At 59.8% G+C, this 16591-nt stretch carries 6 protein-coding genes; 4 read left to right on the forward strand and 2 right to left on the reverse strand.

The window, feature by feature from the left end; genetic code table 11:
- Window positions 1–171 precede the first annotated feature (171 nt).
- From BLO97_RS17080 to BLO97_RS17095, 4 genes are read left to right on the forward strand one after another with little or no spacing between them, the layout of a single operon-like run.
- Window positions 172–2706 carry a Tc toxin subunit A gene (locus BLO97_RS17080; protein WP_092346967.1) on the forward strand — a complete coding sequence of 845 codons (2535 nt, stop codon included), beginning with the start codon at window positions 172–174 and terminating at the stop codon, window positions 2704–2706.
- Window positions 2707–2740: 34 nt separating this feature from the next.
- On the forward strand, window positions 2741–7336 hold the full coding sequence (locus tag BLO97_RS17085) for a Tc toxin subunit A-related protein (protein ID WP_092346970.1): 4596 nt from the start codon (window positions 2741–2743) through the stop codon (window positions 7334–7336).
- Window positions 7333–11820: a SpvB/TcaC N-terminal domain-containing protein gene (locus tag BLO97_RS17090; RefSeq protein ID WP_092346973.1), complete on the forward strand. Its 4488-nt coding sequence runs from the start codon at window positions 7333–7335 to the stop codon at window positions 11818–11820. Before BLO97_RS17085 ends, BLO97_RS17090 begins: the two co-directional genes overlap by 4 nt.
- Complete coding sequence (locus tag BLO97_RS17095) at window positions 11817–14606, forward strand: RHS repeat-associated core domain-containing protein (RefSeq protein ID WP_092346976.1); 2790 nt, start codon at window positions 11817–11819, stop codon at window positions 14604–14606. The genes BLO97_RS17090 and BLO97_RS17095 overlap by 4 nt, the downstream gene beginning before the upstream one ends.
- A gap of 6 nt (window positions 14607–14612) precedes the next feature.
- Here BLO97_RS17095 and BLO97_RS17100 read toward each other — a convergent pair whose 3' ends face one another.
- Window positions 14613–14981, reverse strand: coding sequence for a glyoxalase superfamily protein (locus BLO97_RS17100; protein ID WP_092146235.1), 369 nt, complete (start codon window positions 14979–14981; stop codon window positions 14613–14615).
- Between the two features lie 137 nt (window positions 14982–15118).
- Window positions 15119–16591 (reverse strand): N-acyl-D-amino-acid deacylase family protein, encoded by a 1473-nt coding sequence (locus BLO97_RS17105; protein ID WP_092346979.1) that lies wholly within the window; start codon window positions 16589–16591, stop codon window positions 15119–15121.

Here is a 16591-nt window from a genome sequence, read left to right on the forward strand (position 1 = left end):
TTACACACTCATCCATAACGACTGTATCAACTCCCGCTCAACCAAGATCCAGACAACGCATCGCCCTTTCGTACAAAACCCACCCCCTCTCGTCCTACCGCCTTTTGTCCCACGCTCCTGTACGGTTTGCCCTGGACCGCACATTCCGTTCGAACAGGAGATGGACAGCACATGGACGCAAGCAACGACTCACTGTTGCACCGGCTCATCGAAGCCCCAATCGGCGATGACAACGCCCAGGCCGATTTCAGGACAGCCCTGCAGCGCATGGGATTGACGTCGGTCTTCGACGTCATGCGCATGGGCAAGGCGCAGTTCGTCCTTGAGTTGGGCAAGCACACCGACGTGGATGCCGGGCAGGTCTATGACAATGCCGCCAGCTATGCCGGGCAGGTCAGTCGCCTGTATCAGGAGCACCTGATATCACCCAGCGATACTCGGCGACGTGCCCGGCGCAGCCTGGGTTCGGACTCAACCTCGGCGTCCGTCAGCTATCAAGCGCTGTTCAACGAGCATTGGGATCAGTTCTGCAAGGAAGGTGACATCGCGGCCATCGACTCGCCCGTGGCCTATCTGCGGGCGCTGTATCTGTTTGCCGGCCAGCTGGAAAACGCCTCCCCATCAACCGACAAAATCACCCTGGAGCAACGGCGACCGGACCTCAAGGGGCTGATGCTCGATCACCAGAGCGCCTTCGTTGCGCGGCCAATGCTGGACATCGTCAATGACACCTTGCGCAGCGCGCTCGAAGCCCATCTGGCAACGAGCGACAAGACCGTCCACCAGGTCCTGGCCAGCGAACACTACCCCTTCTCGCTGCCCTACGACCTGCATCATCACCAGTGCCTGTTGGGGCTGGGCGCAAACAAACTGGTGCTGGGCGAATTGAATTATCGGGTGAGCCTGAAACTTCCGTTTTCACCAGGGGATTCACCTTACGGGCGTGTTTCGCAATCCCATGTCGAGGCGCAAAGATTGTTGTCCGGGCTCAGTCCTGAGCAACAGAAAATCCTGCTCGCGCCGGCCAGTTCAGACCTGGACCTTGACGTCCTGAAGAGAAGCTACGGCACTGAAAACCCCAATCGCCTCCACGATCTTTCGTTCTTCAAGGAGCGCACCGGGCTGACCACGGAACAGGTCGAACAGTTGCTGGCACAAGGTGCCTACAGCCCACGAACCTCGACCGCCAGTCCCCCCTCGATTCATGCCAACAATTATGGAGCCGCTTACATCAACGGGCCGGAATCGACAGCCACCCTGACGACTCTCAAATCCGCGAACACCGTCATCCATGCATCTCGCGAACGGTTCGCCCGCATGCAGCGGATGATCCGATTGCAGCGCTGGACCGGTATTCCCATTGCCGAACTGGACACGCTGATCGTCAGTGCCCTGCGCTCGGAAGGCAGCACGACGATGACGCTCAACACCAATACCTTGCGCACCCTGGGGGTCTATCGCTACCTGAACCAACGCCACGGCATCGCACCGCAAGAGTTTGCGTCGTTACTGCACGACATGCCGATTGCTGCTTGCGGCCAGCAGGTGCCCTTGTTTGACCAGGTGTTCAATCGAACCCAATTGCTCGGACACCCGCAGGTGGAAGACTTGGTCACGACGGACCTGAAAACCTTCAGCTATCTCAGTGCGGGCCTCGGACTTCCCATGACGCAGGATTCGCTGCTGTTGCTAACGAAGCAAACCGAAAAATACCTGTCTTCGTTTAACCACGATTTATCCACAGTCTCGTCACTCTACCGCCAGGCCCGTATCGCCCGGATGTTTGGTCTCTCTCCCTTCGAATGCACGGCGCTGGCCCGCTTACTGGGCGGGGAGGATTTCTGCAAAGCGTTGGTGACAGGGGCATTGAGTACTTCGCACGTCTCACAGCCCGACATTCTCGATGTGCTGATGGCGCTGGATTGGGCCGTCGACTGGCTCAAGCAAGACAACCGGGATGTCGCGTCATGGTGTCGTCTGTTCGATGTTGTCGAAGACGACGTGCCAATGAACAAGAGCCTGGAAAAACGACTGTCGATACTGCTGGCGGAAGCCCCCCAACCGAGCGGAGACCGGCACGTGGTGGAGACCTTGCTGCACGACCTTGCCGACTTGTCTGCGGAATACTTCCCCTGCGTGATGCGAATGGCCGACACCCATGCAACAACGATTGTCGCGGCCATCGAGAGCGCCCCTGGGAAAATGCCTGCATTGCTGGCGACGGTATTGCGCACGGCCCAAGCGTGCAAGGGTTTGCACCTGAGCAGCAGCACCCTGCGACAATTGATGAATAACCCAACCTGGCTGGCCACAGGCAGCACAGGAACGCTGACGCCTCAAACCCTGTATCTACTCGAACGCTTCAGTCACTGCGCCCACCATCAAGCCCGGTCAGAAGAACACCTGCTGCATTACTTGCAGCTTGCCAACCAGGACACGCCGCAAGGCACAGGCGAAGAAGCCAATAAACTGCTGGCCAGCCTGCTGGACTGGAGCACTGACGAAGTCAGTTGCCTGACCGCACACCTGGACCATAAACGCGCCCAGTCCATGGAAGCCGTGGATTGGATCATGCGCTGCCAAGCGTGCTGCCAGCACACCGGGCTGTCGGCCAGCCTGCTGCTCAAGGCAACCGCACTCAACAACGACAGCGAGACATCGGACTGGAGGACCGTCGGTGAAGCGCTGATCGCGGCCTGCCACTGACACGTCCACCGTCCTCAACATTCAAGGATTGAATATGACCGTTGCCATAAAAAAGCAGCTTGATGAAAGCCTGCGTGATGCACAGTTAGCGCTCTATTTGAACCAGGTCGCGCCCAACAACCCTACGACAAGAAACCTGAAGCTCAAGACGGCCGAGGCGCTTTACGAATACTGGTTGCTCGATGTGCTGGTCAGCCAGGACGTGCCCACCACACCCGTGGCGTGTGCCATCGCCAGCCTGCAGCAATACGTCCATCGCATCCTGATGAACCTGGAACCCGGCTACGACTCGGCAAGCCTGGGCGCCGAGCACCTGAAGACTTGGCGCAACGAGCTGCATCAATACCCCACCTGGGCCGCCCATCAAAAGTTGCTCTATTTCCCGGCGATTTATCTGGACCCATTGCTGAGGGCCAACAAGAGCGACAACTTCCGGCAACTGGAAAACGACCTCAATCAGAACCAGATTCAACCCGATGCGGTCCAGTCCGCGGTCACGGCATACCTGACCCGGTTCGAAGAAGTCGCCAACCTGAACATTCTCACTGGCTACATCGATGGCGAGGACTTTGCCAACAGCACTTACTATTTCATTGCCAAATCACGCTCCGAGAACAGCTATTTCTGGCGTTCGCTGAACATGGCTCAACGCCCAATCAACGGCACGCCACCGCCCTCGCCTGCCACCCCGCCGAAACTTGACCAGCCCGATCCCTACGCCTGGTCGGACTGGGAAAAAGCCAACGTGCCAATTTCCGATAACGCGGTCGAACATTCAATAAGGCCGGTCTGGTTCAACAATCGTTTGTTCGTCGTATGGGCCGAATGCATCCATCAGGATCCATCAGCCACCCGCAATGCTTCTTCACCGTCACAAGCGACCACCCATCATCCGCTATTACGCTTGAGCCTCTGTTTCAAAAAACCGGATGGAAGCTGGAGCACCCCGCGTGTTTGCCTGCAGGGCTATTGCGAGGACAACGCGCTTCGCAGCATGGAGCTGGATGCGATCAAGGCATTGGTCGGCATTGTTGCTGTGCAATACCGCAAGGGTGCGCGCGATGTGTTGTTTCTCGCCTTGTGTGCACGTGAAGCCAGGACCGACTCGCTCAATTCAACCGGCAACCACTTCACGTTCATTAAAACAACGTGCATCGATAAAAACCTCACCCCTGAGCCCGGTAGCTCAGCCACCACGGAACAAGCAGCGAAAGAGCATTATCGCCAGTACAACGCCGATGAAAAAACACTCGTCAGCGCTACGGCGCAACGTATCCAAACCAAAACATCCGCCGAAATCGTCCCCATTGAAGTTGCCCTCCCCGAGAATATGGAAGTCTCCATGTCGGATTTCGATGGGCATCGGCAACGCATTGGCATCGAATCAGTCGAGGGGCCCACAGCCTCTACCCTCACGCTGCGTATGAGCGCGGTCATCGGCCTTGACGGCGGCGCTATCGGTACGCCTTCAAATCGTAAAGAAATGCGCTTGAGACTAACGACCTCGCCCTATCACACGCCTCGACTTCATTTTGGCTGGGTGCTTCCTGCCCGAAGCTTGCCGGAAACGCCCTATGTAGCACTTAACGCCGGTTCGTTTTCTTCAGTAATCAATGCACCTTCGAAGGCCCTCGATCAAAACTACCGACTGTCATTCGATCACATGACCGATGTAATCAAGGATAATGAACACTCGCTTGGCCTTACATTGTCAGAGGACTTTCAGGGGAAATTAATTTCCACTCAGGCAGCACGACACCTGATCGCAGCAAGTAGACGTGTGACTGACACCAGAATATCCGGCACGGTGCAAAACCTGACCCTGCACGCGAACAATTCCGCCCCGCTGAACCTGGGTGAGACATTCGTTAGCCTGGACGAACCCCTCCTCCTCCAGTACGTGATTTTCCGCCGCCCGGACGCCTCGCACACTCAATCGTTAACCTTTGAAGACCTGACGGTCGTAGCAGAGTCCAGCCCCGCACCGAACCTGGAGAAGTTCCTTGAGTTCACCTGGCGCAGCACAGACCTCGCCAAGCACGGTGACACTTTCCTTTGTGGGGTCGCCTTCGTTCACCCCGAGGAGCCGGAAAAAAAACTCTACTCCGCCCTCAAGGCGATCAAGCTGAAGTTCACTCCGGCACGCCTCCAGCCGCCAACCATTACTCACGTATCGACGCCAGGCCTGGGCGCCAGTCAATCCATCGATTTCGCCGGTTCCGCCATCAACGAAAGCGATGCCCAGAACAAACCGCGCCAGCCCATCAGGTTGAACACCCTATTCGCTCCAGAACTGATCCGTCATACCGAAAACAGCCTGGATGATTTGTTTGATTGGCAGACCCAACATTTGCCGGAACCGGCCTTACCAGGCGTCGTCAGCAACAAGATGGATTTCCACGGCCCATACGGCCGTTACTTCACGGAGCTGTTCCTCTACGTACCGTGGCTGATCGCCTACCGGCTAAACACCGAACAACGATACGAGGAAGCCGAACGCTGGCTCCGATATGTCTTCGACCCGAGTCGCGCAAATGAGGGGTGTTGGAGAAGCGTGCCTCTGGTCGACAGCAATATGACGGCCTATCACGACCAGGCCCCCCACGATCCACACCAGATTGCCCTCAGTCATCCGGTGCACCTTCGCAAAGCGCTGTACTTCCTGTACCTCGACATCCTGATCAACCGAGGCGACGCCGCGTATCGCGCGCTGACACCCGATAGCCTCAGTGAGGCCAAGCTATGGTACGTACGGGCGCTGGAGTTATTGGGACCGCGGGCGGTCGTTCAGACACTCGATCAATGGACGAGCATCAGCCTGCAAGCGTTGAGCGAAAGCAGCAATGAAAACCTGCGCGGGTTCGAACGCGTCCTGAGCCAATCCGACACCCCCCACCCGTTGCGCATTCGTGGTAACCCTTCGCCGTCGTCCTTGCCTGCGGTCGATACCCCGTACTTGCGAGTACCGTTCAACCCCGAGCTGCTCAAACGCTGGGACATCACCGAAAGTCGCCTGTACAACCTGCGGCATAACCTCGACATCGTCGGCAAGCCGCTGCATTTGCCGCTGTTCGCTCCGCCGCTGGATCCTCGCGCCTTGCCCGGTGCCAACGCCCTGAACATCGCCGACAGCGCCGCGTCGGGTTTATCGCTCCCACACCTCCCGAACTATCGCTTCATGGTCATGCACAGCCAGGCACAGAGTGCCGTTGAAAGCCTCAGCCAGTTCGGCGCCACGCTGCTATCGCTGATCGAGCGCAAAGAGCAGGCTCAATTGCAGGAACTGCAACAACAGCAAGCCTGGGACCTGGCGAAAATCTCGGTCGACCTGCAACGCCAGGCACTGAAGATCGACCGCCATAACCGCCAGGCGCTGCTGGCCAGCCGTTCTATCGTCGCGGGACGAGCCCATTACTACCAGAATCTGCTGGACAAAGGCGTCAGTGAAGCCGAGAGGCACGCCTGTCGGTTGTACTTGAGAAGTGGCTCAGCCGAACGGGATGCGTCCGACTCCCAGGCCGTAGCAGGCAGCCTAATGATGACCCCTAACATTTTTGGCTTCAGCAATGGCGGCTCCCGTTGGGAAGGTGCGCTGCACGCTGGCGCAGCGATCGCCCAAGGCACCGCCATCAGCGACCGCACGACAGCGGCCCATCTCGAGCGGACGGCACAGTTCCATCGTCGTCGGCAGGAATGGACCCAGGCCCGAGACCAGGCACAGCTCGAACTGGCGCAGGTCGACGCACAACTGGCACATGTTGCCGAGCAGGAAACGGCCACGCACCTGCAACTTCGCCTGGCGGAATCGAGCCTGGGCCAAGCCAAGACCAACTACGATTTTTTCCGCAAGCGCTTTACCAAAGCTCAACTGTACCAATGGCTCAATAGCCAGTTTGCCGCGCTCTACCGCCAAGCCTACGACGCAACAGTGGGTCTTTGCCTGACGGCTGAAGCTTGCTGGCAGTATGAACTGGCGGATTTGAACACGCGTTTCATCCAACCCGACACCTGGAACGCGACCTATCGAGGCCTCGGGATGGGCGAGCAGCTGAAGCTGAGCCTGTTGAACATGCAGGCCGAATACTTGCGCCGCAACGAGCGGGATCTGGAAATTCGTAAAACGGTATCGCTGCGTCAACTCAAAAGCAAAACCGCAACCAGCACCATTAACAAGGAATGGGCGCAAATTCACGCCGACCTGTTGCAAGGCCAGTGCGAATTCGAGCTGACCCAAGAGTTGTTCGAGGAAGACTACAAAGATCGGCAGCATTATTTGCGGCGCATCAAGACCATCAGCGTCTCCTTGCCAGCCATCGTCGGCCCTTATGAAAACATTCGGGCCACGCTGACCCAGACCGCCAGCAAGGTGTTCATGTCTCCCGGTGGCCAGTCCGTGGAAAGCCGCTACGCCAACCAGCAAATTGCCCTTTCCACGGGGGTCGACGATAACGGTCTGTTCACCCTCAACTTCAACGATGAGCGCTACCTGCCCTTCGAATACACCGGTGCGGTCTCCACGTGGTGCCTGAACTTCCCCAACCCCGAAGCCCAAAAGGACATGCTGGCGTCACTGACCGACATCATCGTGCAGGTGAACTACACAGCCCGGGCAGGCGGAGGTTCGCGATGAGTGAACACAGCACAATGCCTGTCAACGCGCCGTCACTGCCCAAGGGCGGCGGCGCCATCCAGAGCATCGGCAAGGGATGGAGCGCCATCGGCGCCCACGGCACGGCGTCCTATGAGATTGCCCTGCCGATTTCCCCGGGGCGCGGCTTTGCCCCCTCCTTGTCGCTGGGGTACGCCAGCTCGGCCGGCAATGGCGTGTTCGGCATCGGCTGGGGGCTGTCGCTGCCCTGTGTGGCGCGATGGACCGCCCAGGGTGTACCGGCCTATACCGAAGAAGACGAGATCATCGGCCCCGGTGCCGTGGTGTGGTTGCCCGAGCGAGATCCGCAAGGTGCCATCCGCTCGACGCGCATCGACCGCTACAACCGTCTGGCGCTGAACAAGACCTACACAGTGATCCGCTACTTTCCGAGAATCGAAAGCCGCTTCGAGCGGATCGAGTATTGGTCGTCGGACAAGGAAACACCGGGTTTCTGGCTCGTACATGATGCCGATGGCAGCCTCCATGTATTCGGAAAAAGCCCTTCGGCGCGTCGAGCAGATCCCCTGGATTCAAGGCGTGTGGGCGAGTGGCTGCTGGAAGAAAGCCTGAACGCCCACGGCGAGCACATCCTTTACCAGTACAAGGCCGACGTCACGGCGCAGCGCTATCTGAGCCGGGTGTGCTATGGCAATTTCAAGGCCGATGCGGACCTCTACCTGTGGGAAGCGGATCGGCTGAAGGCTGTGCAATGGCACTTCGAATTGGTGTTCGACTACGGTGAACGGAGCACGGAATACCAACGGAAGCCGAACTATGAAGGCCACCAATGGCTGGCCCGTGACGACGCGTTTTCCAGCTTCGCCTACGGTTTTGAGTTACGCACCGAACGACTGTGCCGCCAGGTACTGATGTTCCACCGCTTTCCTGATGAATGGGGCGCGGCCCCCGTCCTGGTGCGACGCGTGCTGCTCGATTATCGTCAGACCAGCCTGGGCTATCACCAGCTGACCGCCGCCCACGACCAGGCATTCGGCGACTCGACGACGGCCGATCACCGTCCGCCTGTCGAGTTCAGCTACAGCGAGTTCAAGTTCCCGCTTGAACGCCCCGACTGGCAGCCTTGGCAAAACATGCCGGGGCTCAACAAAAACCAGGGTTTTCAACTGGTGGATCTGTACGGCGAAGGCTTGCCGGGCGTGCTCCATCGAGGCGATGGCGGTTGGTATTACCGCGAACCCATGCGAGCCAAGGCCAACAGCAATGAAGTGGCTTACGGCCAATGGCGGGCGTTGCCCCGCATTCCCGTTGCCGACCCTGCAAAACCATTGCAGCAGTCACTGAGCGACCTCACGGGCGACGGTCGACTGGACTGGATCATCGCCCAGCCGGGGTGGAGCGGTTTTTTCTCCCTCGGTCCCGAGCGCAACTGGTCGGATTTCGCCACGTTCAACGCGTTCCCCGCGGAATTTTTCAATCCACAAGGACAGTTGGCCGACCTGATGGGCGCGGGCCTCAGCGACCTGGTGTTGATCGGCCCACGCAGCGTTCGCGTGTACGCCAACCAGCAGGAGAATGGTTTTTCGGCAGCCCGCGAAATATCTCGCGGCGAGGCAGACGACGCCCTCCCACTCCTCAGCGCGTCGCCCTCCGAGTTGGTGGCATTCAGCGACATGCTCGGCAGTGGCCAACAGCACCTGGTACGCATTCGTCACAACGAAGTGAAGTGCTGGCCAAACCTGGGGCATGGACGTTTCGGCAACGGCATCGTGCTGGGTTCACCGGGCCTGGCATACGAAACCTTCGACGCCTCGCATATTCGTTTGGCGGACCTGGATGGCTCCGGCGCCACCGATCTGCTCTATCTGCAAGCGGACCAGGCGCTAATCTTCATGAACCGCGGTGGCAATGGCTTCAGCCCTCCCGTGGCGCTGCCCTGGCCCCAAGGCCTGCACTACGACCGCCTATGCCAGGTGAGCATCGCCGACCTGCAAGGCCTCGGCTGCTCCAGCCTGGTCCTGAGCCTGCCCCACAGGGGAAACCAACATTGGCGCTACGACTTCGTCAGCGCGAAACCGTATTTACTCACCGGCACAAACAACAATATGGGTGCCGCCAACAGTATCCGCTACCGCAGTTCCGCGCAGGAATGGCTGGACGAAAAAGCCGAAAGAATGGCCGCCGACAGGCCCCTGGCTTGTCATCTGCCATTGGTCGTGCACGTGGTATCGAATCAAACCCAGTTGGACGAGATAACGGGCAATCGGCTGCTCCAGTCCTTCACCTATCGCCAAGGTTATTACGACGGCATCGAACGGGAATTTCGCGGCTTTGGCCTGCTGCTGCAAACCGACGAGCAGACCAACCCCGACGATGCCGAATCACCAGGCTTCACGACGCCGTGCCTGACCAAGAACTGGTTTCACACCGGCCAGGCGGTGGACCTGCCCCGTATCGGTTACAGCCACGCGGATCCCATCGCCGTGGCGCCGGGCAAGACCTTGCTGAGCCAATACCTGCCTGAGACCGGGAGCGACACCCCCATTGTCTCGCCCACCACGGCGACCATCCTGGAAATGTCTCGCGCCCTCAGTGGCTATCTACTGCGAAGCGAGGTATTTGGAGTCGATACGCGCCAGGGCAGCAGAACGTTGTATTCGGTCCAGGAAAATCGCTATCGCATACGCCTGCTCCAGGCACCCGAGGGCAACCGGCGCCATGCCCGGATGTTGCCGCTGCTGCTGGAGTCCATCCACTATCAGTACGAAGGCCTGACCGACGATCCGCAATGCCAGCACACCTTCAATCTGCAGTACGACGCCTATGGCTCGCTGACTCACAGCGTAAACGTCCATTACGCCCGACGAAAAACCCTCGACGATACTCCGCCGTTCAGTGACGCCGATCAGCAACGCTGGTGGCGCGATGCTCATGATCCAGCGCAACAGTTCCATTACCTGACCGAAACCTGCGCCGAGTACATCCATCTGCCAGCGCCTCAGGGTTGGCGACTGGGCTTGCCGTACCGCCAGCGGACCCATGCGCTGAAGAAACCCAAGGCACCCGAGACCGGCGGGCTGAGCACACGGGACATGACCTATGAAAGGTTCATCGAACTCACCGGGGAAACCGCCTGGATAACCCAAAGCGTTCTGACTGGCCTGTCGGTGCAACGCTACAAGGACGCCTCCACCGCAGAAACCTTGCCGGACGGCGTCGCCCACTTCGAAGCCCTGGGCGCCCACATGGAAACCGCCGAGCTGGACGAAACCGCCTTGAAAGCTTTCCATCTGTTGCCACAAACCTCCCGCCCGAAGGGCAAGCTGCTGGAACGAATCGGCTACCACCGCATGGACGCCTTTCTGCCGGCGACGCCACTGCTCGACAAACTCTGGTCAGTCAAAAGAGATTTTGCGACCTACGCGCCACTGGAAGGCTTCTACAAAATCCAGACCCAACAGGCGAGTGAACACCATGGCGTGACCGCCTTCAGCTACGACAATTACCACTGCTTTATCACCGCATTCAAACTGCCCGATGGCTGTGTCACCCAAGCGCTCTACGATTACCGCTCGCTGCTGCCACGGCGCATTACCGATCCCAACGGCAACGTCCAGGAAGGCCTGGTTGATGCCTTCGGCCAAGTATTGGCCACGACATTCTACGGTACCGAAAACAACACCCCCGTGGGTTTCAAACCCATCGCGCAGTTCAAGCGGCTGTGTTTCGACAGTTCGACAGAAGCGATCGAACAGCGCCAGGACGCCTTGCAGGAGGCCGCCACAGCGCTCTGTTACACGCCCTTCAGCTGGATGGGTTGCGTGTCGAACGCCGCGCTGGCGGACGGCGACTGGCTGGCGCGATGCGTGCTCAACCGAGACCTGCTCCCCAGCGGACATATCCGTGCGTCGGCTCGAACGCGACTGGGGGATCTTCAAACACTCTGCGCCGACGACCTGAAACTGAAGAACGAAATGGATGCCGCAACGCGTGAGCCGGTGCACCTCGCCGCACTGGTGGCCGACCGCTACCCCGATGACGACCAGCAGCAAATCCGCATTGCCATCACCTGCTTCGACGGTTTCGGTCGAACCCTGCAAAGCAAGCAACGGGTCGAGCCGGGCATGGCCTACGTCGTCACATCCCAGGGAGCACTGGCGCTCAAGGACGAAAAACCCATGGAGCAAACAACGGCAACACGCTGGCGTGTCAGCGAACGAGTGGAATACAACAACAAGGGTTTGCCGATCCGCCTCTACCGCCCTTACTTCGCCGATCAGCACCGCTACATCAACGACGAGTCCTTGCGGCAGTTCGGTCATTGCGACCAGCAGTTCTACGATGCATTGGGTCGCCCCACCCGCACGCGCCTGGCCACACAGGCTGGCCTTTCCTATATGCGGCGGCACTCCCGCCATGCCTGGTACACCCTGGACGAGGACGAGAACGACACCCTGGAAGAGGTCATGGCCGAACAAGCACCGGTTATCGGAGGTGAGGCATGAACCCACGCCTTCACCGCAGGACACCGACGCTCAAGGCTGTCGACAGTCGAGGCCTGCCCGTGCGACAGGTCGCTTACTGCCGGCGTAACGCAGAAGAACAATCCCAAGCGCGCATCACCCGCCAACACCACGACACGGCTGGACGCCAGGTTGCGCAGTGGGACCCAAGGCTGTTCGACACAGCAACCGAAGCCAACCTGACGACCGTCTACAGCCTTTCCGGCAAGCCGTTGTTGGTGAACAGTGTCGACGCCGGCTGGCGCCTGAATCTCCCTGGCGCTGCCGGACAGATCGTGCGCAGCTGGGATCAGCGAGGAAACCATTGGCGCACCACTTACGACCAGCAGCTAAGGCCGACCGCCATCCACGAGCAATTGCCAGATCAGGATCCGCGCCGAGTCGAATGCCTGCGCTACGGCGACAGCTCGCCGGAATCCGCCGCACGCAACCTTTGCGGCGCCCTGATCCGCCACGATGACAGCGCGGGCAGCCTGCTCGTCGATGAATACGCCCTCTGCGGCAAACCGCTTGGCCAGGCGCGACACTTCCTCGTCGATGCGGCACAACCCGACTGGCCGGCCGAGGAGATCGCCCGCGACAAACTGCTGGAAAAGGGCAACGGCTACGAAACCCGCTGGCGCTACGATGCATTGGCGCACCCTATCCTGCTGGTGGATGCGGCCCGGCACCAACAGCGCTACGGGTTTGATATCGCCGGCCAACTCAAGGTTGTGAGCCTGAAAGTAAAAGACGCTACGACTGAAAAAACCATCCTGAAGGATCTCGTCTACAACGCGTCTGGCCAGGTCGAATCCCAGGTTGCCGGCAACGGCGTCATCAGTCGCGCCGCATTCGATCCGGCCAGCGGCCGACTGATCTCACTCAGCGCGTCGGTGTCTGGCAACACCTTGCAGGATCTGCGCTACACCTACGACGCGGTGGGTAACGTGACGCACATCGAGGATCGGGCCCAACCGGTGCAGTTCGGCAGCAACCAACGGGTCGACGCCACCTGCACGTTCACCTACGACAGCCTTTACCAGTTGAGCAGCGCGACGGGCCGTGAAACGGCGGGGCTGACCAGCAATCCCGAACTTCCCGCCTTCAGCAGGACGCCGTTCGACGCCCGGCAACTGTTCCCGTTTACCGAGCACTACCAGTACGACGCCGGTGGCAACCTGATCGAACTGCGCCATGTCCGCGACCGCAACAACTACACCCGGAAGCTGGAGATAGCCGCCTCCAGCAATCGCCTGCTGTCCTGGAACAAGGCTGAACACTACGATGCCAACGGTAACCCGCAGGTACTCCATCCGGGCCGGGCACTGGAGTGGAATGCCCGCAATCAACTCGCCAGCGTGACGCTGGTGCAGCGCGCAGACGGCCGCCACGACCTTGAGCGCTATGGCTACGACAGCACGGGGCAACGGGTGCGCAAGGTCCAGGTCACCTATGCTTCGGCTGTGACCCATACCCGGGAAGTCCGTTACCTGCCGGGCCTCGAAATCCACACCCGTCAGCACGAACGCCTGGAAGTCATCACCCTGCAGGCCGGCCGTTGCAGCGTGCGGTACTTGCACTGGACCGAAGGCCGCCCAGCCGGCATCGCCGCCAACCAGACACGCTACAGCCTGGACGATCACCTGGGTTCCAGCTCGCTGGAACTCGACGATGAAGGCTGGCTGATCAGCCAGGAAAGCTATCTCCCCTACGGCGGAACCGCTTGGGCTGCGTCCCGCTCAGCCGTGGAAGCCGACTACCGGACCCTTCGCTATTCCGGCAAGGAGCGTGACGCCAGCGGCCTGTATTACTACGGACACCGTTACTACGCACCGTGGTTGCAACGCTGGATCAGTCCCGATCCGGCGGGAGCGGTTGACGGGCTGAACCTGTATTGCATGGTAGGGAACAACCCGATGAGATTTACCGACCCTTCGGGCCTGATGAGGGACGAGGACTTCAGGGAATTCGAAACCTGGGGCCGGGCCCGGTCGCAGGAAATCATGGATTCGGCAAAAGGTGACTATTCCTATCGTTTGATGCCGGATTACTTCGATAAAACGTCCGATCAGTTTCTCAATGGCGGGCTCCTGCGCCAGGAGTTTCTTGCTCACTCTTATGGCTACATCAAGACGGAAGAAGTCGGGCTCAGCGACTTCTTCAACCTGCCAAAGCCGCAAGGCAGCATGAGGGGATACAAAGGCGTGGACCGCAACTATGACGGCCGGGCCAGGACCGACACCCCCTCAGAACACTATTTGAACTTTGGCACCTATCGGATCGGCAATGCCGCTGAATACCTGGCCGATTTATCCAGCCGATACGCCGCCGCCAAAAACGACATGTTCCACAATGTGGCCATAGACGAGGACGTCCTGAAGGACGCACCAACGCTAAGCCGGCTGACCGATCAGGTCCATGAACTGCAGCAACCGACTCGGGGCTGGATCGAAACCCATATTGAAAACATGGGTGGGATCATGCCGATACGTGCCGGAGGCCCCGGGACCCATGCCGAAGTCCGGCTGGCGAATTCCGTGGTAGCGCTCTACCCGGACAGGGCGGAAAGGATGCTTTCCGACACCACGATATTCACTGACACCCTGTTCAGGGGTAAAGCCCCAGAACCGTTTCCGGCCTGCATCAATTGCAGCGGCATTCTTCCAGCGCAAATCACGGTGCCGACCGGACGCACCCCCGTCGACTACGCGGGCTACAACGCTCGCGTCCAGCAGATAAACGAGGCACCACGTCCTCGCCAACGAGGCAGCCGGGCGAGAAGATAATGTCAGTCAAACACTGATTGCATTGGTGAACACCAGGCGATTGCCGAACGGATCGACCACCGCCATGTCCTGGCTCCCCCAGGGCATGGCCTGGATGTGCGGGCGGGCGAAGGTGTATTGCTTGGCCAGCAACTGCGCCTGGAACGCTTCCAGTTCATCGGTCTCGATCCGCAGCGCCGAGCCCGGCGTGCAATCGCCATGGTGCTCGGACAGGTGCAGCACGCAGTCGCCACGGGAGACTTGCAGGTACAGCGGGAAGTCGTCGCCGAAACGATGTTGCCAGTCGACGGTAAACCCCAGGAAGTCGACATAGAATACCAACGCCTTGGCTTCATCGAAGATCCGCAGGATCGGAGTGGTTTTACCGAAGCTCATGGGTTGCTCCCTGGCTGAAAAAGACCCAGTGTAGATGGGTTGACCCTAGTGCTTCGGCCTGGGTTCCGGGTTCTTTAGTGTCAATACGCCATTATTATGGCGCCAATTAAAACAAATTCAGCCGTCCAGCCCCGTCCTCAGGCGCGATCCAATTGGCTGAATCCCTGGCGCAGATCGCCTTCGCGCGCCAGAAACCGACCTGCTCTGCGCCCATTCGCCCGCCCCTCGCCATAACTCAGGACACCGTTGACCCACACCCCGTCGATGCCTTCGGCAGGCCGTTGCGGCGCGTTGAAATCAGCCACGTCGCGAATGGTTTGCGGGTTGAACAACACCAGGTCCGCCCAGTGTCCTTCACGAATTTCGCCACGTTCCTTCAGGCCGAAGCGCGCCGCCGACAGACCGGTCATTTTGTGCACGGCGGTGTGCAACGGAAAAAGCCCGACGTCACGACTGAAATGTCCCAGCACCCGTGGGAAAGCGCCCCACAAGCGTGGATGGGGGAACGGGTCTTCGGGCAAACCGTCGGAACCCACCATGGACAGCGGATGGGCGAGAATTCGTCTTACGTCGCCTTCGTCCATGCCGTAGTACACCGCCCCAGCCGGTTGCAGACGACGTGCGGCGTCCAGCAGCGAGACGTCCCATTCGTGGGCAATATCGGCGAGGTCGCGACCGCCCATGCCCGGGTGGGGTGTCGACCAGGTGATGGTGATGCGATGGGCGTCGGTCACTTGCTTGAGATCCAGGGTCGAGGAACTCGCCGCGTAGGGATAGCAGTCGCAGCCGACCGGATGGGTTTTGGCCGCATTTTCTAGCGCCGCCAGCACCTGCGGACTGCGTCCCCAGTTACCAGCGCCCGCGCACTTGAGGTGGGAAATAATCACTGGGCTCTGGGCGTGACGGCCAATCTGGAACGCCTCGTCCATGGCCTCGAGCACCGGTTCGAATTCACTGCGCAGGTGGGTGGTGTAGATCGCGCCGAAGGCCTGCAATTCTTCGCTCAGTTGCATGACTTCATCGGTGGACGCCGAAAACGCATTGGCATAGGCCAGGCCGGTGGACAGGCCGAGCGCACCGGCCTCCAGGCTTTCGCGCAGTTGCCCACGCATGGCCGCGATTTCTCCCACGCTGGCGGTGCGTAACAAATCCTCCATGTGGTTGCTGCGCAGGGCGGTGTGGCCCACCAATGCGGCGACGTTGACGGCGGGCGTAGCGGCCTCCACCGCCGTCCGATAATCGGCGAAGCGTGGGTAGGCGAACGCCTGGGCGGTGCCGAGCAGGTTCATCGGATCCGGCGGATCGCCCCGCAGGCTGACCGGTGCAGCGCTGATGCCGCAATTGCCGACGATCACCGTGGTCACCCCTTGGCTAAGCTTGGGCAGCATCTGCGGTTGGCGGATGATCACAGTGTCGTCGTGAGTGTGCACATCGATGAAGCCCGGCGCCAGCACACGGCCAGCGGCGTCGATTTCTTCAATCGCCCGGGCATCGTCCAGGTTGCCGATGCGCTCGATGCGCCCGGCGCGAATCCCTACGTCGGCGTTGTAGCCCGGGGTATCGCGGCCATCAATGACCAGCGCGTTGCGAATAAGGGTGTCGTACTGCAT

Source organism: Pseudomonas sp. NFACC05-1 (assembly GCF_900100135.1).
Lineage (GTDB): Bacteria > Pseudomonadota > Gammaproteobacteria > Pseudomonadales > Pseudomonadaceae > Aquipseudomonas > Aquipseudomonas fluorescens_Q.